The sequence below is a fragment of the Butyrivibrio sp. YAB3001 genome, from assembly GCF_900112195.1.
Classification (GTDB): Bacteria; Bacillota; Clostridia; order Lachnospirales; family Lachnospiraceae; genus Butyrivibrio.
In genome coordinates this window covers 122564-145737 of the sequence record NZ_FOKR01000003.1, presented here as the reverse complement: position 1 = coordinate 145737, position 23174 = coordinate 122564, and the positions used below count along the sequence as shown (strand labels likewise).

General features: G+C 38.6%; 15 protein-coding genes. 14 read left to right on the top strand and 1 reads right to left on the bottom strand.

The window, feature by feature from the left end:
* Positions 1–86 precede the first annotated feature (86 nt).
* The 6 genes from BM086_RS04090 to leuS all read left to right on the top strand — a co-directional run bounded on the left by BM086_RS04090 (position 87) and on the right by leuS (position 10671).
* On the top strand, positions 87–1073 hold the full coding sequence (locus BM086_RS04090; RefSeq protein WP_175560095.1) for a methyl-accepting chemotaxis protein: 987 nt from the start codon (positions 87–89) through the stop codon (positions 1071–1073).
* A 20-nt stretch (positions 1074–1093) separates the two neighbouring features.
* Entirely contained in the window at positions 1094–1375 is a 282-nt protein-coding gene (locus BM086_RS04085; protein WP_092323861.1) for a response regulator, read from the top strand.
* Positions 1376–1669: 294 nt separating this feature from the next.
* The gene (locus BM086_RS04080; protein ID WP_092323859.1) at positions 1670–4288 is read left to right on the top strand and encodes an SH3 domain-containing protein; all 2619 of its coding nucleotides are present in this window, start codon (positions 1670–1672) and stop codon (positions 4286–4288) included.
* A 21-nt stretch (positions 4289–4309) separates the two neighbouring features.
* On the top strand, positions 4310–6451 hold the full coding sequence (locus BM086_RS04075; protein WP_092323857.1) for a hypothetical protein: 2142 nt from the start codon (positions 4310–4312) through the stop codon (positions 6449–6451).
* A 60-nt stretch (positions 6452–6511) separates the two neighbouring features.
* Positions 6512–8131 (top strand): hypothetical protein, encoded by a 1620-nt coding sequence (locus tag BM086_RS04070; RefSeq protein ID WP_141107694.1) that lies wholly within the window; start codon positions 6512–6514, stop codon positions 8129–8131.
* Between the two features lie 119 nt (positions 8132–8250).
* Positions 8251–10671 (top strand): leucine--tRNA ligase, encoded by a 2421-nt coding sequence (gene leuS / locus BM086_RS04065; protein ID WP_092323851.1) that lies wholly within the window; start codon positions 8251–8253, stop codon positions 10669–10671.
* A 54-nt stretch (positions 10672–10725) separates the two neighbouring features.
* Here the strand turns inward: leuS and BM086_RS04060 are convergent, their stop codons facing one another.
* A complete protein-coding gene (locus tag BM086_RS04060) occupies positions 10726–11850 on the bottom strand; it encodes a cation diffusion facilitator family transporter (RefSeq protein WP_092323848.1) in 1125 nt (374 codons plus the stop codon).
* 263 nt (positions 11851–12113) lie between these two features.
* Between BM086_RS04060 and BM086_RS04055 the strand changes: the two genes are divergently transcribed.
* The 8 genes from BM086_RS04055 to efp all read left to right on the top strand — a co-directional run bounded on the left by BM086_RS04055 (position 12114) and on the right by efp (position 23073).
* Positions 12114–17633 carry a CAP domain-containing protein gene (locus BM086_RS04055; protein WP_175560094.1) on the top strand — a complete coding sequence of 1840 codons (5520 nt, stop codon included), beginning with the start codon at positions 12114–12116 and terminating at the stop codon, positions 17631–17633.
* Between the two features lie 171 nt (positions 17634–17804).
* Positions 17805–18548: an NUDIX hydrolase gene (locus tag BM086_RS04050; RefSeq protein WP_092323842.1), complete on the top strand. Its 744-nt coding sequence runs from the start codon at positions 17805–17807 to the stop codon at positions 18546–18548.
* The gene (locus BM086_RS04045; protein ID WP_175560093.1) at positions 18533–19057 is read left to right on the top strand and encodes a cysteine hydrolase family protein; all 525 of its coding nucleotides are present in this window, start codon (positions 18533–18535) and stop codon (positions 19055–19057) included. The genes BM086_RS04050 and BM086_RS04045 overlap by 16 nt, the downstream gene beginning before the upstream one ends.
* A 21-nt stretch (positions 19058–19078) precedes the next feature.
* Entirely contained in the window at positions 19079–19603 is a 525-nt protein-coding gene (locus tag BM086_RS04040; RefSeq protein WP_092323836.1) for an adenylyltransferase/cytidyltransferase family protein, read from the top strand.
* A gap of 70 nt (positions 19604–19673) precedes the next feature.
* Positions 19674–20882 carry a nicotinate phosphoribosyltransferase gene (gene pncB, locus BM086_RS04035; protein ID WP_092323833.1) on the top strand — a complete coding sequence of 403 codons (1209 nt, stop codon included), beginning with the start codon at positions 19674–19676 and terminating at the stop codon, positions 20880–20882.
* 80 nt (positions 20883–20962) lie between these two features.
* Entirely contained in the window at positions 20963–21751 is a 789-nt protein-coding gene (gene nadE, locus BM086_RS04030) for an NAD(+) synthase (protein WP_092323830.1), read from the top strand.
* A 119-nt stretch (positions 21752–21870) separates the two neighbouring features.
* Positions 21871–22437, top strand: coding sequence for a hypothetical protein (locus BM086_RS04025; RefSeq protein ID WP_092323828.1), 567 nt, complete (start codon positions 21871–21873; stop codon positions 22435–22437).
* Between the two features lie 78 nt (positions 22438–22515).
* Positions 22516–23073, top strand: a complete 558-nt coding sequence (efp, locus tag BM086_RS04020; protein WP_092323825.1) for an elongation factor P — start codon at positions 22516–22518, stop codon at positions 23071–23073.
* Positions 23074–23174 lie beyond the last annotated feature (101 nt).

The window sequence follows — 23174 nt, the reverse complement described above, 5'->3', positions numbered from 1 at the left end:
GGTTATTTTATCTTTCGAGTTTCTTTATACTCTTTTAATAAATGAATTTGGAAAAAAGAGAACGTAAAGGAAAACTGATCCAAAAGTTGATATTTGCAGCGGTAGCGGCAATTATCGTAGTTGCAACATCACTCACTGTTATCAGCGGAATCGAGATTGATAAGACTTATAAGTCTATGGTCAAAGAAGAACTTCTTGTGGCTGTAGAGCAGCTTGACAGTGAGATGAACAACGTATGGGATGGTAGTTGGGACTTTAAAGAAGGAATTGTCTATAAAGGCGAAGAAGACGTCATGGAAGAGTACGAGTCAATCATGGATAAGCTAAAAGCCAAGACTGATATCGAATACTCTATTTTCTATGGAAAAGAACGTGTCATTACAACTATGAAGGATTCAGCAGGAAAGAAGGCAACCGGGTACAATATTTCGGATGCTGTTTATGGCACTGTTGTCACAAATAAACAGGAATACTTTACTATCACCACTCCAGCAGGAGCTACAGAGCCTTACTATTGCTATTATATTCCGCTTAAGAATAGTGATGGTTCTGCTGTTGGCATGGTTTTTGCAGGAAGAAGAAGTACAGAGGTTGGTGATACATTAAGGAGAATTATATTACAGATGGCGTTTATCTCTTTGGTTATAACAATCGTGATATCAACCTTTGGAATTGTTATCGCCAATAAGTCATCCGGAAAAATGCGTGCTATAGCTGATGAACTTGGAAATCTTTCAAGAGGCGAGCATAAACTTAATATCGACCAGTCTTCGATAGACAAGAACGATGAGATAGGTCTTTTGGCAGATGGGACCAAGACTATTAGCGAAAAACTAAGCGAAGTAATAACAACAACTATGGATATGTCCAATCAGCTTAAACAGTCAGGCTCAGAACTAGCAGATTCTGCAAGTCAGGCATCAACTGCATCTAATCAGGTAAGCCAGGCTGTTGATGAGATTTCCAGAGGGGCTGTATCTCAGGCTGACAGCGTTGAGACAGCTGCCGGAAATACTCAGGATATAGGAAATGACATTGATGAAGTTTCTGATAATGTAAGAGCATTCTTATAATTGACGATGATGTTGCTTACATGCAGACTATAAGAGAGTGGCTCAAGGATTCCTATCAGGTGGCAATGGTGGATTCAGGAATGAAGGCTATTAAATGGCTTGCGAACAATAAAGTGGATCTGGTGCTTCTTGACTATGAAATTCCGATAATAAATGGACCACAGATATTTGAGATGTTAAGGAATGATACAGATACCGATAATGTTCCTCACAGGGCAGCAGAGCAGGGACAGTGTAATGACTGCAATGAAGTTAAAACCTGTGGATTATATATTAAAGAGTATGGGAAAGGGACCGCTTAAGGAAAAAATAGATCACTATTTTGACGTAAAAACAGGAAAAAGAAAATAAACGGAACGCTTATTAAGAAGACGGTTTTGAGTATCCGATTGATGAACGGATATCAGAGCCGTCTTTTTGTTAAAGCAATTGTTACATGGATCAAGTCAATTTTATTTGGAATTCCGTAAGGCTTTGCGGGATTATACATAATTTATCGTTCGAATAAACAAAAATGTTGAAACAATTAAAAGAATGAAATAGAATATTATCGGTATGGTCAAATGGCGTACTATTATATTTAGATGGGTGAATTGATGATTACTAAGATTAAGAACTTTTTTACTGATTTTAAGACAAATATTCCTAAGTTAAAAAAATATTTTCTGGAGCTACTTCCCAGGATAAATCCAAAACCTGCCGATGGGCAGAACTTCATACTTGATTATCTGATAAGGCTTCTGATATTCCTGTTTCCATTATATATATATGATAATACTGTGGTTTTAGGACTTTCATTTAAGGACGTTTTGTCCGGAATATTAGTGCTTGTCATGGTACTCTGGTGCATCAACAGGGTTATTATGGATAAGCTGGTGCGCATTGTTAAGGCGAACAAGGGCAATATGATAATGATCGCCTCGTTCCTTTTACTTTTGATTGTTTTGGCTGTGCAGCTATTTACCACCAGTGCTGAACTTCCACATACATACCTGTATATAGGATGCTTTCTTTTGACATTTTGTGTTTTCTTTTTGGGAAGAGGAACAAAGTATTACCTTCAGCTTGGTGTGGCAGCTACAGGAATACTATATCTTAGTTTGTTCAGGTATATTTTTACAGGAATAACTACTATTCTTGCCAGTGAGAACCTTGCGACAAAGCCAACATATCTTATGCCGCTTTTACTTCTTGGAATAGGGTCTTCATCAATTTTATACATTCTTGAATCTGATAAGAGAATGGAAAAGGTTTACCTTGTTCATGCAGCAGCAGGACTTGTTATTATGTTCCTGTACGGGGATATGGTTGGATATGCACTGATGCTTTTGTTTATTATGAGCATCCAGTTTATAAGCAGACCTACAATTCCTTTCATGAAAAAGAATATGATACTTCTTTTCCTGTTTGGTTTTTGTGCTTCAAATGCCCCTCTTCTTACATATTTTAATGCAGCGGGTGTAACAAAGACTTTTGACCTTGAATACAGTATTTATATTGATATCGTTATTGCTGTGCTTGGACTTTTGGTAACAAATTATTGGGAAAAGATTCCTAAGGACTATGATGCCAACAGAGTGCTTATGAAGCGCTTTTCAAAGTGGTACAGAGTTGGAATGATCATAGTTTTGATGATACTTGCCATCGCGTTTGTATTTGGCAGTAGAGGAGCTTCTCTTGGAGATGCACTTGGCGGCAAGGCATTAAAAGGTCTTGCAACTTCTTTCTGGAAGAGTATAAGTAAGTCAAACGGAGAACTCTGGCATGTACTTGATGTATATGGAGTAGTGGGTATAGCAGCAATGATCCTTCTTGGAATGGTTCTTGTAAACAGAATCGTTCTTGCATGGAAACATGACGGACTTGATGAACTTGATAAGGGATATGTTCTGATAGCTACACTGTTTATTATACAGAGTCTATTCTATCCATATTCCGCTGCTTCTACTCCGATATTTATGATCTTTACAGCCTTTGGCATTTATAGAGACAGACATGCTCTTGAGATAGAACCTGTAGAGAATGATGTAGAACCTGAAAAGGAAGAGGAGGTTGATAAAAAGCGTCTTCTTTCTTTCCATGAATTGTTGCATAAGGGAGTTCTCATCATTGCATCTGCTACAGCAGCTTCTTTGATAGTGCTTGTAGTAATTGGTGTTCATGGACTGATCGTACCTTACAAAAAAAATACTGAAATAGGTTCAATTTATAAAGTGGCAAAAGAACAGCATGCAGCGCAGCAGCTTTTACTGGCTGAGAACGGAGCTGCCACCGGCGAAGTTGCTTCTGAAGAAGCTTCTGATGAGTCAGGCGAGGGTGATGCCATTACAGAAAATACTACAGATGTGGCACAGACAGTACCTGCTACTGATTCGGCGCTTAGCAGTCTGTTTGGAATGGATGATGATGGTGATGATCTGATGGACGATGCATTAGATAATCCCGATGAGAATGCAGAAAGTAACGGCGATGTGCCTGCCGAGGACGAAATAGATGCTATTCCTGCAGGAGTAAGCGGCGGTGATTACAGAGTATATGATCCTAATGCTAATTACGAAACAGTAGACCAGACTGTCATAGGAACTACCGATCAGATCAATCTTCGTGCCGAGCCAAGCATGGGTGATAATGTTGAAATCGTGCACAGACTTACTCAGGGTGAGACTGCAAAGAGAACCGGCATTGGTGAAAATGGTTGGTCAAGACTTGAGTTTGACGGAAGAATTGTATATGCTGTTTCATCTTACGTGAAAGAAGTCACACAGGAAGAGCTCGAAGCAATGGAAGCTGAACAAGCAGAGGCAGCTGCACAGGAACAGGCACAGCAGGAAGAAGCTTTGAGGGAACAGGAAGCTCAGGCTCAGGCTGAAGCTGAGAAGGAAAAACAGGCACAGGAAGCCAAGAATGCTAAGCCTACAGGCCCTGTAAGCTATTCAATGCAGTGGGGAGCTGATAATAAGAGCTGCAGTCTCTGGAGTGCAGGTAAACTTCAGGGAACTCTTACTGTTACAGACGGAACAGGTGCTAATAAGTCCATGACATATTATGGAACTTATTATCAGGGCTCTGGAAAAGATCAGAAGCAGTACTTCTACATTTCTGTTCCACAGGGTGATACAGAACTTGTGATAAATGCGGATGACGGATTTGTCCAGGCTATTAAGAATATGGGATATAGTGGCCTGTACTTTAACAAACAAATTCATAACTGGTAATAGAAATGGTGAAAGCGGAGCATGAAAAAGTTTAAGTTTTTTAAAGAAAAAAGTGACATTGATAGCGTTGATAATGCTGCTTTGGTAAAGAAAAAGTTAAGAAAAGATGTTTTCAACAGTACTCTTTTTATGGGGGTATGTGTAATTGTATTTTTACTGGTCCTGTTTGGCGGGCTATATGCTGTATTTAAGCCATATACTATAACAATGGATCTGGCCGATGGTTCTGAACCATTGGTTACGACATACTCAATCTCAACTGGAAGTTTTTCGATAGGTAATCCTACAAGAAAAGGCTATCGTTTTGTTGGATGGACCGGTTCAAATGGAAAAAAGGCCAAGACAAATCTTGTTATCAGTGGTGGTAAACTTGGAAATTTAAGTTATAAAGCCAATTGGAGCAATCAATTAACTGTTACTTGTGAGGACTGGCTTGTAGATGCTGAAGGAAACAGAATAAAGAATATTACTTCAGAGGTTGACAAGTTCCTTAAAAACGGCAAGAGTTCCAAGAAGTACAAGGTACAGGACAGAACAATAACTACCAAAGCAGGTTCTAAGGTTGACCCTAAAAAATGGGGAAATGACAAGTCATACAAGGCTTATCATTCTTCATATATGTATGTAGGAAATTCCGGTACAGTTAAGGTCAAGAGAGATGGAACAAAGGTTTACAGATATTTCTATCCTGTTATCGATGTGAACTTTTTGGTGGATGGCAGCAAGCCATCAGCTAAAGACCTTACGGATTCAATGGTTGCAAGTTTCGATGTTTATGTGGATGGAGAGCTTGTGGCTGAAAATGTTTCCGATTACTGTGATAAGGTTCCTTATAACAGCCAGTACAAGATTGTATTAAACAGAGTGTTCCCTACATATGAGTTTGCAGGTGAAGGCGACGTTGTCGGAATTAAGGATGGTAACTTTACAAAAGTTGATCTTTCGTTTGTGAGTAAAAACGGGGATACTGAAGTTACCTGTGAAGACTGGATTATTGATAAAGCAGGCAATAAGGTTAGAAATATAACTGAACAGGTTGATAAATATCTGGCAGATGGAAAAAGTAAGAAAAAATACAAGGAACTTCCAAGAACTGTTATGGTAACAGCCGGAGAAGTTGTAGATGGTTCTTCATGGGGAAGTGATACTGCAGCAGATTCATATATTGAAGGATATGCATATTTGGGCTCTGCAGGTGAATCAGTAGATGGTGCAGGAACAACAGTTTACAGATATTTCGGACCTGTTGTTAATCTTAACTGCGAGGTTGATGCAAAAGTCAGCACTAATACTTCTAAGATGGCTGCTCTTAACCTTTATGTGGATGGACAACTTGTGCAGGAGAATGTTACTGATTTTGCACAAGGTGTTACAGATGGAAGCACCATCAGACTTGAAGTCAGCAATTATATCACTTATAACTATGACTACGTGCCAAGAATGGCTGATACTTCTGCTATGGGAAGTTACCCAAGACAGCTTCAGATTCTCTTTGAGAGAAGAACCGGAAGTGAGTATGTGGTTATCGAAGACTGGCTTGTAGATGAATTTGGCAACCGTGTTCGTGATATCTCAGATGAGATTGATAATTATCTTGATTCCGGAAAGAGCACCAAGAAATATAAATCTCAGTCACATTTGATAAATGTTAATATTGGTGATGTGATCGATCCTTCAAAGTTTGGAAACGATACTGAGGAAGGTGCTTATCATGACAATTATCTTTATATTGGAGCATCAGAGAAAATTACTATAGAACATGGCGGAACCAAGATTTACAGATACTTCATTGAAAAGCCTGAAGAAGTGCAGGAAGAAACAACAGAGGAGACACTTGAAGGCGAAAATGGCGTAACTACAGAGGGTGAAGAAAATCTGGAAAACCAGGAAGGCGAAGAGACTCAGACAGAAGAAAATGCTGATGAGCAGACGCAGGAAGATGAGCAGACGCAGGAAGATGAGCAGACACAGGAAGATGCGGATGCTGCTCAGCAGGAAAATGCAGATCAGACTCAGGACGGCGGAGAAGCTCAGGCGCAGGATGGTGAAGCAGCACAGGATCAGGCAGATGATGAAGGAGATGACGCTGATAATGCTGACGAAGCTCAGGACGATGCAGAACTTGAAGCTGAAGATGAGGAAGATGCGGATGATGGTATTTAATCAGAAGTTATGTGACGAGTACATACTTGCGTGATTCTGATTTGGATTCTTCAAAGTGATATGGGACTAATAATTTATTTAATTAACTTCATAATTTCAGCTGTTCCGGCGCTGTTTCTTTCTGCTCCTCCTGTGGAGGATGCGCTGGGTACCATGTCTACAGCTGCATTCCTTGCAGGTGTGGATTTCAGAGAGTTTATGGCGACGGAAGGCTTCTTTTACAAATACGGGCAGACATGTTTTTATCTGCCTGTTTTTGTGTTATTTAAGAATCCGGTTATAAGATATAGGGCAATGCTTATAATGGGTAGCGCTCTGACATCGTTTGTTCCGGTTCTTATATATAGGATATGCACAAAGTATAGATTTGGTTTTAATGAAACTAAAGAATTTTCAAAAAGGCATAATTGGAGCTTATTTGGAAAACAAATAGAACTTAACGTATCCTGGATAGCTGTGATGATTTCTTTGGTTTCCGGAATGATGCCCTCGGTTCTTCTTTACAGCAAGTATACCTGGGCAGAACCTGTTCTTTTTCTGATTCCATGGATAGTAATTGCACTGATATTAAAGCTTAGCTGCGCTTCGGATGAAGAGATAACAAGGGCAGAAAGAATTATTTACAGCATACTTTTGGCGTGTGCTCCTGTATACGCATTTATGTGTCATCAAAGGGGCATAGTCATGGTGATTGCAACAGTTATTTCTGTTGTGGCTATAAGCGTTCGCATGAGAAAATGTATTGTCAGCGTTCCAGTTTTTGCTATTTCTTTAGGCGGATTTATTTTTCTTGATAGAATAATCGATTCCTGGGAAAAGAATGTGGTATATCTTGGAGTTAAGCCAAAATATAACACACTTGCCATGTTTTTGGATATTGAGATTTATAAGAAAATCTTTTCTGCAAGTGGCCTTAAGGTTATAGCAAAAACTATCGTCGGTTGGCTGTTTAATGCGTCAACATCAGGATTTGGAATAACCCTTTTGGGATTAGTAGTTATTATTTATCTGGTGGCTAAATTTCTATTTGGCAAAAAAAGTAAGCTGCAGGCGCAGGATATTATCTCTGTAACAGGATTTTTATTTTTCGCCGGAGCGTTTGCTCTCGGGATACTCTTTTTCTTTGAAACTTTGTATGGATACTGGGATGGAACGATGGTTGAAAGGTGTGATCATCTGGTATTTGGCAGGTATCTGGAGAGCAGTTATTCAATACTGATGTTTGTTGGAATAAGTGCTGTTTTTTCAGGCATGAGTAAGGAAAATGATAAAAGAATTTCAGGATTTCTTTTTGCTACCGGCATTTGCCATCTATGTCTGCTTGTTTGCTTTGTGTGTTTTATTTCCCCTGCGATGGATGGAGTTGACAGTTATGTACACTCTCTTTATTCCATGAATATTGCTTTTGATATGACGGGAGTAGAGGTTACGCAGGATACGATAGGAAATCTTCCCTTTGCGCTTATGATATCAGGGGGATTGACACTGATAATCTTATTGCTATTTCTTTTTATTGGCAGTAGACATGGAGATATAAAGAAAAAAGAGATTTATCTTGCAGCAACACTGGTTCTTGGGCTATTTCTCTATATTTATGTGCGAAGCTTTACAGATGTAATTTATAGAGTGGATAAATGTGAACTTACACAGTTTTCCAAGGTATATTTGACAACTAAATAACCTGTGGTAAAATTTTGTAGTATATATGGCAATTTGCCATTTGGAACTCCGGCAGGGAGCAATTGCTTTTCCTGGTAGAGAGATAGTTAAATAATTTATTGTTTTTGAAGGAGCATAGTATGTCAGAAGTTTATAACCACCATGCAGTCGAGCAGAAATGGCAGAAGGTCTGGGATGATAATAAGGCCTTTGCAGCAACAAATGATTATAGCAAGCCCAAGTTCTATGCGCTTGTAGAATTCCCATATCCATCAGGACAGGGACTTCATGTTGGACATCCACGTCCATATACAGCACTTGATATTGTGGCAAGAAAGCGCAGAATGCAGGGATATAATGTCCTATATCCAATGGGGTGGGATGCATTTGGACTACCAACTGAGAACTATGCTATTAAGAACCATATACATCCTAAGATCGTTACAGCCAATAATGTTAAGAGATTTAAGGAGCAGCTCCATTCTCTTGGATATTCTTTTGACTGGGACAGAGAGATTAACACAACTGATCCTGATTATTATCACTGGACTCAATGGATATTCCTTAAGCTTTTCAACGAAGGTCTTGCTTACAAGAAGGAAATGCCTATTAACTGGTGCACATCCTGTAAGGTAGGTCTTGCAAACGAGGAAGTAGTAAATGGTGTTTGTGAGAGATGCGGATCTCCTGTAGTTCGTAAGGTTAAGAGCGAATGGATGCTCAAGATCACAGAGTACGCTGACAAGCTTATTGATGGTCTTGACAGTGTTGATTATATCGAGAGAGTTAAGGTATCTCAGAAGAACTGGATCGGCAGAAGTACCGGAGCAGAGGTTGATTTTGAGATTGCCGGAACAGAAGATAAGCTTACAGTATATACAACAAGATGTGATACTTTGTTTGGCGCTACATATATGGTAGTTTCACCTGAACATCCATATCTTGATAAATACAAGGACAAGATCAACAACTTTGATGCAATTGAGGTATATCGTGAAGAAGCAGCCAAGAAGTCTGATTTTGAACGTGCTGAACTTGCCAAGGATAAGACTGGTGTTGAGGTTGATGGCCTGAGAGCTGTTAACCCTGTTACAGGAAAAGAGATTCCTATCTGGGTTTCAGATTATGTACTTATGAGCTATGGAACAGGCGCTATCATGGCTGTACCTGCTCATGATGACAGAGACTGGGAATTTGCCAAGAAATTTAATCTTCCTATCATTCAGGTTGTTGCCAAGGATGGAGAGGAAGTAGACGTAAACGCAGCAGCATTTACAGACGTTGCTACAGGCGTGCTTGTTAATTCAGGTTTCCTTGATGGACTTTCAGTTGAGGATGCTAAGAAAAAGATGATTGAATTCCTTGAGGAAAAGAAGATCGGTCACGCTAAGGTTAACTATAAGCTTCGTGACTGGGTATTCTCTCGTCAGCGTTATTGGGGCGAGCCTATTCCTATCGTTCACTGCGACAAGTGCGGATTTGTTGCGCTTAAGGAATCAGAGCTTCCACTTCTTTTGCCTGAGGTTGAGAGCTATGAACCTACAGATAATGGTGAGTCACCACTTGCAGCAATGACTGATTGGGTAAACACAACCTGCCCTTGCTGTGGAGGTCCTGCTAAGAGAGAGACTGATACTATGCCTCAGTGGGCTGGTTCATCATGGTATTTCCTTAGATATTGTGATCCTGATAATAAGAATGAGCTTGCAAGCAAAGAAGCTCTTAAGTACTGGATGCCTGTTGACTGGTATAACGGAGGTATGGAGCATACTACACTTCACCTTCTTTATTCAAGATTCTGGCACAAATTCCTTTATGATCAGGGCGTAGTAACAACTCCTGAACCATATCAGAAGAGAACATCTCACGGAATGATTCTTGGTGAAAATGGTGAGAAGATGAGTAAATCAAGGGGTAACGTTGTTAACCCTGATGATATCGTTAGAGATTACGGTGCAGATACACTTCGTACATATGAGATGTTCATCGGCGCGTTTGATCTTGCAGCAAGCTGGTCTGAGGATGGCGTTAAGGGATGCCGCAGATTCCTTGAGAGAGTATGGAAGCTTCAGGATATTATGACTTCTGAAGAAGGATTCTCTAAGGATCTTGAGACTAAGATGCATCAGACAATAAAGAAGGTTTCATCTGACTTTGAAAGCCTTAAGTACAATACCGGAATCGCTGCAATGATGGCTCTTATCAATGATTTTTATAAGAAGAATGCAGTTACTAAGGGCGAGTACAGAACACTTATTACTCTGCTTAATCCTGTTGCACCACATATTACTGAGGAAATCTGGCAGTTAATTGGCGGTGAAGGATATCTTTATCAGCAGAAGTGGCCTGAGTTTGACGAGGCTAAGACTGTTGAAAGCACAGTAGAGATTGCTGTTCAGATAAATGGTAAGGTAAAGGCAACTCTTAACATTGGTAAGGAAGATCCTAAGGATGAAGTAATCGCTAAAGGAAAAGAGCTGATTGCTGATAAACTTGAAGGAAAGACAATTGTTAAAGAAATCTACGTTCCGGGACGTATCGTAAATATTGTTGTTAAGTAAAGAAATAAATAATAGCTGTTGTACCTGATTTGAGGTACAACAGCTATTTTAAATTTAATCACTATAACTTACGTCCATATTTGCAAATACTGAGTAGTCAGGATAGTGAGTCTGAATATCTTTTATTGTACTGTTAAATACTTCCTGTCTGTTAGGAAGAAATTCTACAACAAGGTCAAAGCGAATGATTTTTTTCTCAAAATCAATGAAAAATCCATGCATTTGAAGAATTCCGCTGTGGCTTTTTACAATCTTGGCAATGTCTGTTCTTATCTTTTGCGCATGATCATTTTTGGTGTTTACTGAATATATACCTACAGAAATTATTGAGATATTGTGCTTTTCATAAACTTTCTCTGTTATCTGTCTTGTCAGAATATCTATTTTATCAGCTGTATAGGTGTCGGGGATTTCTACATGAACTGAAGCAAAAACTCTGTCAGGACCATAATCGCTAAAAAACAGATCATAAGCTCCTGTTACGCCCTCTATTGATAAAATCGTACTCTTTACCGCTTTGGAGGTTGCTGAATCAATCCTTTCTCCAAGAATCTGACTCATGGTATCACGCAGCATTTCGAGACCTGTTTTTACGAGCAATACTGAAATGATAGAGGCAAGCCATGATTCAAGAGATAATCCTGTGAAAATATAAATAAAAGCAGCAACTAAAGTAGCAAGTGATATTATCGAGTCAAATCTTGCATCAGTTCCAGATGCGATAAGGGATTCAGACTTGATTTCTTTGCCTGTGCTTATAAAAAACTGACCAAGAAGCAATTTTACAATTACGGCTATTGCCACAATTATAAGTGCTATAGTTGAATAGTTTGGTGTTTCCGGATGTATTATTGCCTTTACGGATTCCACAAAGGAAGTAATGCCCGCATAGAGTATTATCAAAGATATAGAAAGAGCACTCATGTACTCAATTCTTCCATAGCCAAGTGGGTGCTTTTTATCAGGCGCCTTTCCTGCAAGATTTGTGCCGACTATAGTTATGATAGATGAAAGAGTGTCACTTAGATTGTTTACTGCATCCATCATAATAGCTATAGAACCGGATATTACTCCGATAGAGAATTTAAAGCCAGCTAGGAGCAGATTTACAACGATTCCTACTAAACTGGTTCTTATTATTGTTTTTCCACGATCTTTAATTATTGGTAGTTCTGCCATAATGCCTCTCCTTAGATGCAAATGTATTTTTATGATATATGCGTAAAAATGATAACACTTATTGTTGAGCTTTTCTATAAATGTTTTGAAATAAAGTTTGCAATTTTGAAATCACTGGTAAAAAAATATCTCAAAAACGGCTAAAATACTGGGGGTATTCCCTGAAAACATGTTGACGTTCCTTTGGTATAGTGTGTTATAATCTTGACGCATTTGCGTCAATGCACCTATTATTTCTTTGCCGATTGACAGAAAGGATTGACATGAAAAAAAGGATACTCTCAATTATATTAGCAGGAATTATGTCTTTGACATATCCATTACAGGTATTTGCCCAGGAAAATCCCGGTGATAAAGAAGAACTGTTACTCCTGGATGAAATATTAGAAGAAAATACAACAGAAGAAAATACAGCAGAAGAAAATATAGCAGAAGATAACACAACAGAAGACAACACGTCAGAAGATAATACAACAGAAGATGGCGCAACAGAAGAAAATACAGCAGAAGACAGCGCGTCAGAAGATAACACAGCGGAAGATAATATAACAGAAGATGATGCTGAGACATCTGAAAATGCTGAGGAGGAAGAAGGCATATCAGACGAAGAGAATGAAGAAGATACAGCAGATGATTTGACAGAAGATTCTAAGAAAGAAGATTCTGATACAGATGATACTAAGAAAGATGATTCAGAAAAAGAAATCACTAATTCTGACGCTTCTTCAATAGATTCTGAAGAATATGTGGATATTGAGCTTGAAGAGCAGCAGCTTGATAATATGAGAGATGAAGATGACCTGTTTGCAAAATATGTAGACAGAGAATTAGGTGTGGATTATTATGAGCGTTCAGATGCTTTTATCGGAACAATGCTTTTTAGGAAAGCCTTGGCATATGATAAATTAAGTGACACTGAAAAAGTTATATATGATAAGGCACTATCTTTGATAGAAGATATAGCAAGCGGAAATGCCAGTAATACTGATTATTCTTTTACACCTGCAGAATTAGGTTTGGAAGATAAATCTGAAATGCTGGTTGAAGATTTGTATGATTGTACCCTTACTGATAATTGTTGGGTTCCAACGATTAATGAATCAAAACAAAAACAGGCTGAAGATGAATTGGATGCTCAAATAAATCTCGATGGTAAAAAAGTAGTAAATGCATTGTACTCTGACCATCCAGAGCTTTTATATTGGTTTGGAAGAACATTCAGTGTGGGAGTTTCGCAACAGTCATTTTCCACTGAAGGAGAGACAAAGCCTATAACAGATACTACAGCAACCAGAGATGGATATTTACGTGCGAGAAAATATAGTATTTCTTTACAGGTTTCTGCAGCCTATGCGGTTTTTGAGGAGGGTTCAACTTCTTCTTATTACGTTTATAAGGCTGATACTGCCAAGACAAGTGCTACCAGTATAGCAGCTACCAATGCTAAAGAGATAGCAGACAGATATGCTGACCTTGGTGATTATGAGAAACTTCTTGCCTTTAAAGAAATAATATGTAGCATGGTATCCTATGATCATCATGCAGCGGATTATGTTACCTCAAAAAGGGACAGTAATCCACGAGAACTTATTTATGTATTCGATAACAATCCGGATACCAATGTAGTCTGTGAGGGTTACGCAAAAGCATTCCAGTATTTGTGTGATCTTAGTACCTTTGAAAACGATGTAATAGTTAACTGTGTTACAGGAGATATGGATGGTGAGGGTCATAGATGGAATGTGGTTAGCTTCAATGGAGTTAATTACCTTGTCGATGTAACAAACTGCGATACAGATAAGATAGAGGGCGGGCATACTGCTCTTTTCATGAAGGGTTATAAGTCCGGAGATGTTAATAACGGGTATGTTATCAATAGGAAGCGCGTTATATATGGCTCTGGTTCATATTCAGAACCTCAGGATATAAAATATGCCTACGATTCAGACACACTCTCTTTGTATGGCGGTTATTTAGATGAGATTACTTTAAGCGATAAGGACTTTATCACTGAAGAGGATGAACCTGTTATCCATTATAATATCGAGTATGATGGAAATGGGGCATCAACATTTGTCTATACTCAGAGCGACTTTGAAAGTGGTGTTCCATACACTCTTAGAAAAAATATTTTTACCAGAAAATATAGTGTTTTTAAGGGCTGGAATACAAAAAAAGATGGTTCTGGTACAGCGTATGGGGATGAAGAAGTTGTCAAGGACCTTACTAAAGTTGATGGCGAAACAGTAACTCTTTATGCCCAGTGGGAAGTTGACAAAGAAGCCTGCAAAGATGGAAAACACAGCGGACATGTGAATGGTAAGGCTATTGGGAAAAAATATGTTGTGACCAAGGAAGCTACCGCTACTGAATGGGGCGAATACGAGGAAATATGCGATTTTTGTGATCAGTTAATTGAAACACATAAAGTTCACCCTTATGAAACCTATAAAGTTACATTAAAAGACGGTACCGTACAAGAGCTTAAGGGATACTTTGATCATGATGCTGCACGTGAGTTATGGGAGCTTACTAATAAATACCGCAAGGAAAACGGACTTGATGAACTTGTATATAATGACAGCACTCAGGATGAATCTGATTTAAGGACACTTGAGGTTAAAGCCGGTTTAAATGTATATCGCCCAGATGGAAAAGGATGGGAAACATTAGTAGATGAGTGGGCAGACGGTGGAGAGTTAAGAACGAATGAGTATGATACTCCACAAGAGGTTATAGATTGCTGGAAAAGTTACAGCTTGTATAAATCTATTCTTTTGAAGGAAAAAGATGATGGTAAAACACCTTACGTTGGTTCTTCAGTAGGATGCTTCCATACATTGGATTTTTCTGATCCATCAGGCGTTCCTAAGGAAAAAATTTCCTGGACTCAGCAGTTTACTACCGCAGATGTGGATTCTGAAAGGGAGAATCCTACTTTAGAGTTAAAAAAGCAGCCTGTAAATGTCACTGTTGAACTTAATGAAACTGCTGTTTTCAAGGTTACTGCCAAGGGAGCCAAGAGTTATCAGTGGGAATATAGCACAGTAGGAACTAATTCCTGGCGTAGTGCAAGTCAGACAGGAAATAAGACAAATACTTTATCGGTCAAGATTACTTCTGAAGATTTTTATGATTACAGATTCAGATGTGTAGTAACAGGCGTTGACGGCAAAACATTAACCAGTGATGTGGTTGCGGCAGAGCCTAAAACAAAAATATCTTATTACATTAGTTTTAATAGCAATGGCGGAAGTGGCCATATGTCACTTATGACGGGATGTGTAAACTCACAAAGTTATGTGCTTCCCGCATGTACTTTGACAAAGGAATACAATACCTTTGTTGGTTGGAATACCAAAGCTGACGGAACCGGAACGTCTTATAAAGATAAAGCAACTGTTCGTAATCTGGCTACCAGCAATTATCAGACAATAACTCTTTATGCACAGTGGAAAATTGTTCCAAGTGCCTGCGTACATACGGGATACCTTGACGGAAAGAGCATCAAACCAGTGTATGTTACAACCAAAGAAGCAACAAGCACAACCTGGGGATGTATAGAAAAGCGTTGCAACTATTGCAATACACTTATTGAATCATATGATATTCATCCTTACGAAACATATAAGGTGACTTATGAAGATGGCTCTGTGAAAGAGGTTAAAGGATATTTTGACCATGAAGATGCGCAAAAAGTATTTGAGCTTACTAATAAGTACCGTAAAGAAAATGGACTTGGCGAGCTAAAGTATAACAGCAATTTACAAAAAGAATCTGATAATAGAGCGTTAGAGTGTAGTGTACAAAATACCAGTATTCGTCCAAATGGTGATTTTTGGTACTTGGCGACTGGTAAATGGAAAGATGGTAAAGAATTAAGCGTTAATTTATCAACTGTAAAAACTCCTGAAGATGCTTTGGGATATTGGAAGCAGTCTTCATATTATGATTCAATACTTTTAAATGGAAAGAAAGATGTTGAAAAAGCGCTTGTCGGTGTATCAGTTGGATGCTTCCATGTTATGGATTTTTCATCTTCCGATAAGCTTCCAAGTGAAAAAGTGATTTATACACAGGAGTTTACATGTGATAATACTCCGTTAAAGATAACAAAGCAGCCTGCAAATGTAGCTGCAGCAGTTGGAGAAAAAGTTTCTTTTGAAGTAACTGCAACAGGAGCAAAGAGTTACCAGTGGCAGTATACAACCAATAATGGAAGTACATGGAAAACAGACTGGTCAGCATCAGAAACAGGAACAACAACCAATAAGTTGACAGTTCCGGTAAAAGAAAACGTACTCGGCTATAAGTTTAGATGTGTGATCAAAGGTCAGAACGGCAGTACCATAAACAGTAACACTGTAATTGTAAAAGTAAAACCAACAATTACCAAGCAGCCTGTAGATGTAACAGCGGCAGTTGGAGAGAATGTTTCTTTTGAAGTAGCTGCAACAGGAGCAAAGAGTTACCAGTGGCAGTTTACGACTGATAATGGAAGTACATGGAGAACAGATTGGTCAGCATCAGAAACAGGAACAACAACTAATAAGTTGACAGTTCCGGTAAAAGAAAATGTACTCGGCAATAAGTTTAGATGCATGATCACAGGTCAGGATGACAGTACCATAAACAGTAACATTGTAATGGTAAAAGGAAAACCAACAATCACCAAACAGCCTGTAGATGTAACAGCAGCAGTAGGTAAAAAGGCAACCTTTGAAGTTGCGGCAACTGGAGCCAAGAGCTATAAATGGATGTTTAGTACCAACAATGGCAATACCTGGAAAACAACCTGGGCATCATCTGTAAAAGGTGCTACTACAAATAAGCTTACAATACCTGTAAAGGAGAAATGGCTGGGCTTCCAGATTAAGTGTGAGGTTAAAGGTCAGGATGGAAGCACTATAAGCAGTAACATTGTAAAGGTAAAAGCAAAGCCAACAATAACTAATCAGCCTGCAGATGTAACAATAGCAGTAGGTAAAAAGGCAACCTTTGAAGTTACAGCAACCGGAGCAAAGAGCTATAAATGGATGTATAGTACCAACAAGGGAAAAACCTGGGATACATCATGGGATTCATCAGTAAAAGGTACTACTACAAATAAGCTTACAATACCTGTAAAGGAGAAATGGCTAAATTATCAGATTAGATGCGAGGTTACAGGTCAGAACGGAAGTACCATAAACAGTAACATCGTAAAGGTAAAAGCAAAACCAACAATCACTAAACAGCCTGTAGATGTAACAGCAGCAGTAGGCAAAAAGGCAAACTTTGAAGTAACAGCAACCGGAGCTAAGAGCTATAAGTGGATGTATAGTACCAATAAGGGAAAAACCTGGAAAACAACCTGGGGATCAACAGTAAAAGGTGCTACTACAAATAAGCTTACAATGCCTGTAAATGAGAAGTGGCTAAACTATCAGATTAAGTGTGACGTTACAGGTAAAGACGGCAGCACCATAAGCAGTAACATCGTAAAGGTAAAAGCAAAGCCAACAATCACTAAACAGCCTGTAAATGTAACAGCAGCAGTAGGCAAAAAGGCTACTTTTGAAGTTACAGCAACAGGAGCAAAGAGTTATAAGTGGATGTATAGTACCAACAATGGAAAGACCTGGAAAACAACCTGGGGATCAACAGTAAAAGGTGCTACTACAAATAAACTTACAATGCCTGTAAAGGAGAAATGGTTAAGCTTTAAGATTAAGTGTGAAATTACAGGTCAGGACGGCAGCATAGTTACAAGTAAAATAGTTAAAGTTAATAAGAAGAAATAAAGATTAATCCCTACCGGATAACTCTTGTCAGAGCTTTCCGGTGGGGATTTTTTTACGTTATAAAACAATAAATATAAAAATGAAACATAATCATTGACAAGTGAGAAAATGATGGTATTATAATAAATAAAAAAATGAAACAAAAAATAGAAAGGGAATGGAGATGATATCATGCTGACTGATTATAAGCATCCCTATGTAACGGTAGATCTATTATTGTTTTCTGTAATTAACGAGAAGCTTTCAGTGTGCCTGACTAAGAGAGATCAGGAACCGTTTGAGGGAAGTTTTTCTCTTCCGGGAACTTTCATTCATGAAAACGAATCGGCAGAGGGAGCAGTAGAAAGGCTGTTGTCAGATAAACTTGAGTTAAAAAGCAATATCTATACTGAACAGCTACAGACTTTTTCAGAAATAAACAGGGATCCGAGGGAAAGAGTTATTTCAATAGCATATATAGGCGTGATACCAAATGAACATATGGTTAAGGTGCCATGGATGAAATGGTTTAGCATTACACCTTCAAATGTCGGAAGCTTTAAACTTTGTCCTCTGACAAATGAGACAGATGGGGCTATGGACGAGGAGGAGAGTTTTATCAGTACGAACCTGGGTTTTGATCATGACAAGATGCTGAAAATAGCGGTAGACAGGCTTAGAAGCAAACTTGAATATACAGACATAATTTTTAAATTTCTGGAAGATACCAAGAACTTTACTTCAGGTTTACTCAGGCAGAAATATCAGGCAGTACTTGGAATGGAAGTTAACAGAGGGAATTTTACTAAATATCAAATGAATACTTATATTGAGCATGGGCTTATAAAGAAGACCGGTTCAGTTTCTATAGGTAGAGGAAGACCTGCAGATACATATTCATACATAGGAGGAGATGGATTATGGATAAAGTACTAGTTGTAGTAGATATGCAGAATGATTTTGTTACAGGTGCACTGGGGAGTAAAGAGGCAAAAGAAATCGTTCCCAATGTAGTAGAAAAGGTTAAGAATTTTGATGGCAAGGTTATTTTTACCAGAGATACACACCATGACAATTATATGGAAACTCAGGAAGGGAAGAATTTACCGGTGCCACATTGCTTTGAGGGAACTGAAGGATGGGAAATAATTCCTGAGCTTACAGAGTTCACAAAGGGGGCAACAATCTACAATAAACCAACCTTTGGAAGTACTGAACTTGCAGAATTCATAAAAAAAGAAGCTGAGGAAAATGATGGAGAGCTGCAGGTAGAACTAATTGGTGTTTGTACTGATATTTGTGTAGTCAGCAATGCTCTTTTGATAAAAGCATTTTGTAGGGAGATACCTGTATCCGTGGATGCAAAGTGCTGTGCAGGAGTTACACCATCAGCGCATGAGGCAGCGCTTACAACCATGAAGAGCTGTCAGGTTCAGGTAGTGTGAAAAATAGGAAGGATAAATGATATGAGAGTAGGCCTTGTTTTTGGAACTTTCGCACCTATGCATTTAGGGCATTTGGATGTGGTAAATATAGCGAAAGAAGAAATGGATAAGGTGATCGTTGTTTGCTGTGGCCATGAGGGGGACAGGGGATATCCGATGTTTCCTTTGGAAAAGAGATATGAACTTGCTAAGGAACAGTTTGCGGATGACAAGAAAGTGCTTGTAACTCTTCTTCCGGACACAGAACCTGAGATAAAAAAGCACTGGGATCAGCAACAGATCTGGAACTACTGGGTTGACAGAATGCTGCTGCATCTTTTTCAAAAGGGCTATATTCTGGCTGAAGATGAATTGTTATATTATACCTCGGAAGCGGATTATGCACAGCTTCTTGAAGCAACGCCGCAGCATATAAAGGTTCACCTTTGCGAAAGAAAAAGGCCTGTAAGCGGCACAATTATAAGGCAGGATATTGATACAAACATAGACCTGGTAGCAAGCTCTTTTGCAGGATATATTAAAGAGAATATTTTAAATAATAATTAAAAAATATAACGAACGACAGTGGAAAAAATGCCGTTTATCGCAGAATACGTATGAAGAAAAGGGGAAAAGTATGGAACGTATTATTACATCATTACTTGAGCAGGATGCTTACAAATTTTCAATGGGACAGGCTATTTATCACCAGTTTAGTGATTATAAGACAACCTGGACATTCAAATGCCGTAACAAGGATGTGCATTTCACTAAAGAGATGGTAGAAGAAATAAGAAAGCAGATAAAGGCTTTCTGCGAACTGAGATTTACAGAAGATGAGCTTTCATATCTTGAAAATATAGTTTGGATCAAAGGTTCATATGTTGATTTCTTGCGTCTCTGGCAGGCTCGTTTTGATGATTTCACTATTGATGATAATGCTGAATGTGGCCTTAATATCGAGACAAAAGGAACATGGCTCAATACATCCATGTATGAAATTCCGACACTTGCTATAGTAAATGAAGTTTATTTCAGAATGCAGTACAACTATGATGAACTTTTCGAGAGTTTTAAGAAAAGACTTGCTGAAAAAGTTAAAAAAGTTAAGGATGGAAATATATATCTTTCTGTATTCAGTGAATTTGGATTAAGAAGAAGACTTTCGGCTCAGGCACAGGATCTGGCTGTAAAGACACTGGCTGAATCAGACCTTAATGTATCAACTTTCCTTGGAACATCAAATGTTTATCTTGCTAAAAAGTATAATGTTACACCTGTTGGAACAATGGCTCATGAGTGGATTATGTGCACAGGACAGGGTAATCATAAGCACAATCCGGCTTATTCTAACTGGTACGCCCTTGATGCATGGGTAAAAGAATACGGTATCTTAAACGGAACAGCACTTACAGATACAATTACAACAGACTGCTTCCTAAAGGATTTCCAGCTTACTTATGCAACACTTTTCAGTGGAGTTCGTCATGATTCCGGAGATCCTATCGAATGGGGTGAGAAGATGATCAGACATTATGAAGAACTTGGCATAGATCCTAAGACTAAGACACTTCTCTTTAGTGACAGCCTTGATTTTGAGGCGGCTGATAAATTATTCAGACATTTTAACGGACGTGCAAAAGTGGGCTTTGGTATCGGAACATATATTTCAAATGACACCGATGTGCCTGCATTGAATATCGTAATGAAGACTACAAGATGCAACGGACAGGATGTGGCAAAGATTTCTGATATAAAGGGCAAAGGAATGTGCAAGAATCCTGAATATGTAGATTATCTGCTTAGATGTATTGACTGGAGAATGACACACGAAACAAAAATCTGAGATATTTAATTCTGCAGAGGCAATTGATAATAATATGGTGGATTTAGACGGTTATGTACTAATAAAATGGAGAGAAGAGTATGATCCAACAATTAGAAAATTTTGATGCTAATAGTAAGATTGATGAAATAATAAAGTGGATACAGGACTGGTTTAATGAAAACGGACCTAAGGCAAGTGCTGTTGTGGGAGTTTCAGGCGGTAAGGATTCAACAATAGTTGCGGCATTGCTTGTCAGAGCTTTGGGGAAAGAGAGAGTAGTAGGCGTTTTAATGCCTAATGGCGAGCAGAAAGATATAGAAGATTCCAAAAAAGTTGTTGAGCTATTGGGAATCAAGAATTATATAGTAAATATTAATGCAGCCGTAGAAGGTCTGTATGGTGCTATTGAAAAAGCAGTAAAAGAAAATCCGGACGATACAGGTCTTTTTGTAAAAGAACTTACAAAAGACTCGAAGATCAACACCCCTCCAAGAATGAGAATGGCTACGCTTTATGCGATTGCCCAGTCCCTGCCAAATGGAGGCCGTGTTGCTAATACCTGCAATAAATCTGAGGACTATGTAGGATACTCAACAAAGTATGGAGATGCGGCAGGAGATTTTAGCCCATGTTCTGATTTTACCGTTACTGAAATGAGATTGATAGGCGATGCCCTTGGACTTCCCAAAGAACTTATCCACAAAACTCCTTCAGACGGGTTATCCGGAATGTCGGATGAAGATAAGCTTGGCTTTACCTATGATGAACTTGACAGATATATCTTTACCGGGGAGTGTGAAGATGCTGAGAAAAAAGCAAAAATAGACAGACTTCATAACATAAATCTTCATAAGCTTCGCACTATACCGATGTTTGAACAGCAGTAAAGAATCCATTCAAGTATATATAGCCGGAAATTCGTATATCGGATTATTTATATAATATGGATTATAAATGTTTTTAATAGCGTTTGACTATGGTATAATGTTTGTCGGAGGATGATCAAATGTCATTTGATATATCGAAGATAACCAGTGCTATCAATGAATATTTATATTCCATATCCGATACGAGCAAACTTCTTTCTGAGAGCTCTGAAACATCAGCCTCTTCGGGACTGGCCGGTATTTTTCAGAAGTATCTCGAGAAGGCGATTTCAGATAAAAAGATGGCTGCTTCTGAGGATGCATCTGTGACAAAAGCTATGTCCGATCTGTCGGGGATAATTGGCGGCACAGAGACTGATGAGAATAGTACATCTGACCTGATGGCGTCTGTTCTGCCGGATCTTGTATCAGGAGTATCTGTCGTGTCTTCTTCGAAAACTGCTTCTGGCAGTACTTCAAGTGGTGTTGATCAGGTGACTAAAGCAGTTAACAGGGGACTGGTTATAGATTCTCTTGCATCTGAGATAAAAAACGCTTTTGGTAGTGTTGATATCCAGGGCGAAATTCAAAAGAGCATTGCTAGTCACAACAGAATCAGCGAAATTAGTACCTATAATGCTTCAAGAATTAACAGCTATAAAAAGCACGTTTCTGATACCAGTGTGTTTGGGGACTTCAAATTATAAAAAAATAGTTGAAAAATTGGAAATGATAGTTTAAAATGTACTAGTTGTTTGATGTGAAGTAATTTAGGAGGACTTTTTATGATTTCTGCAAGTGATTTCAGAAATGGTATGACCATCGAGATTGATGGCAATGTATGTCAGATTATTGAATTTCAGCATGTTAAGCCTGGTAAGGGCGCTGCTTTCGTAAGAACAAAGCTTAAGGATATCATCAATGGCGGTGTTAAGGAAACAACTTTCCGTCCTACTGAGAAATTCCCTGCAGCTCGTATTGATAGAAAGGATATGCAGTATCTGTATCAGGATGGCGATATCTATAACTTCATGGATTCAGAGACTTATGAGCAGATTGGACTTACATCTGAGCAGGTTGGCGATTCCCTTAAGTTTGTAAAGGAGAACGAAGTTTGCAAGATTAATTCTTACAACGGCAATGTATTTGCAGTTGAACCACCTATGTTTGTTGAGCTTGCAATCACAGAGACTGAGCCTGGTTTCAAGGGCGATACAGCAACTGGTGCTACGAAGCCTGCAAAAGTTGAGACTGGTGCTAATGTAGCAGTACCTCTTTTCGTTAACGAAGGTGATGTTATTAAAATTGATACAAGAACAGGCGAGTATCTTTCAAGAGTTTGATTTTATATCTGATTATATCTGACACATAGATTATTATTAACTAGTACAATAAGCTAGTAACAAATTTATAAACGAAACAATAGTAAGACAATAGAGAACCA

Excerpts from the sequence above, each read along its gene's own strand:
- BM086_RS04060 (WP_092323848.1), bottom strand. The coding sequence starts at position 11,850 with ATGGCAGAACTACCAATAATTAAAGATCGTGGAAAAACAATAATAAGA.
- pncB (WP_092323833.1), top strand. The coding sequence starts at position 19,674 with ATGGAACGTATTATTACATCATTACTTGAGCAGGATGCTTACAAATTT.
- BM086_RS04070 (WP_141107694.1), top strand. The coding sequence starts at position 6,512 with ATGGGACTAATAATTTATTTAATTAACTTCATAATTTCAGCTGTTCCG.
- nadE (WP_092323830.1), top strand. The coding sequence starts at position 20,963 with ATGATCCAACAATTAGAAAATTTTGATGCTAATAGTAAGATTGATGAA.
- BM086_RS04080 (WP_092323859.1), top strand. The coding sequence starts at position 1,670 with ATGATTACTAAGATTAAGAACTTTTTTACTGATTTTAAGACAAATATT.
- BM086_RS04045 (WP_175560093.1), top strand. The coding sequence starts at position 18,533 with ATGGATAAAGTACTAGTTGTAGTAGATATGCAGAATGATTTTGTTACA.
- BM086_RS04055 (WP_175560094.1), top strand. The coding sequence starts at position 12,114 with ATGAAAAAAAGGATACTCTCAATTATATTAGCAGGAATTATGTCTTTG.
- BM086_RS04085 (WP_092323861.1), top strand. The coding sequence starts at position 1,094 with ATGCAGACTATAAGAGAGTGGCTCAAGGATTCCTATCAGGTGGCAATG.
- BM086_RS04025 (WP_092323828.1), top strand. The coding sequence starts at position 21,871 with ATGTCATTTGATATATCGAAGATAACCAGTGCTATCAATGAATATTTA.
- efp (WP_092323825.1), top strand. The coding sequence starts at position 22,516 with ATGATTTCTGCAAGTGATTTCAGAAATGGTATGACCATCGAGATTGAT.
- BM086_RS04040 (WP_092323836.1), top strand. The coding sequence starts at position 19,079 with ATGAGAGTAGGCCTTGTTTTTGGAACTTTCGCACCTATGCATTTAGGG.
- BM086_RS04075 (WP_092323857.1), top strand. The coding sequence starts at position 4,310 with ATGAAAAAGTTTAAGTTTTTTAAAGAAAAAAGTGACATTGATAGCGTT.
- BM086_RS04050 (WP_092323842.1), top strand. The coding sequence starts at position 17,805 with ATGCTGACTGATTATAAGCATCCCTATGTAACGGTAGATCTATTATTG.
- leuS (WP_092323851.1), top strand. The coding sequence starts at position 8,251 with ATGTCAGAAGTTTATAACCACCATGCAGTCGAGCAGAAATGGCAGAAG.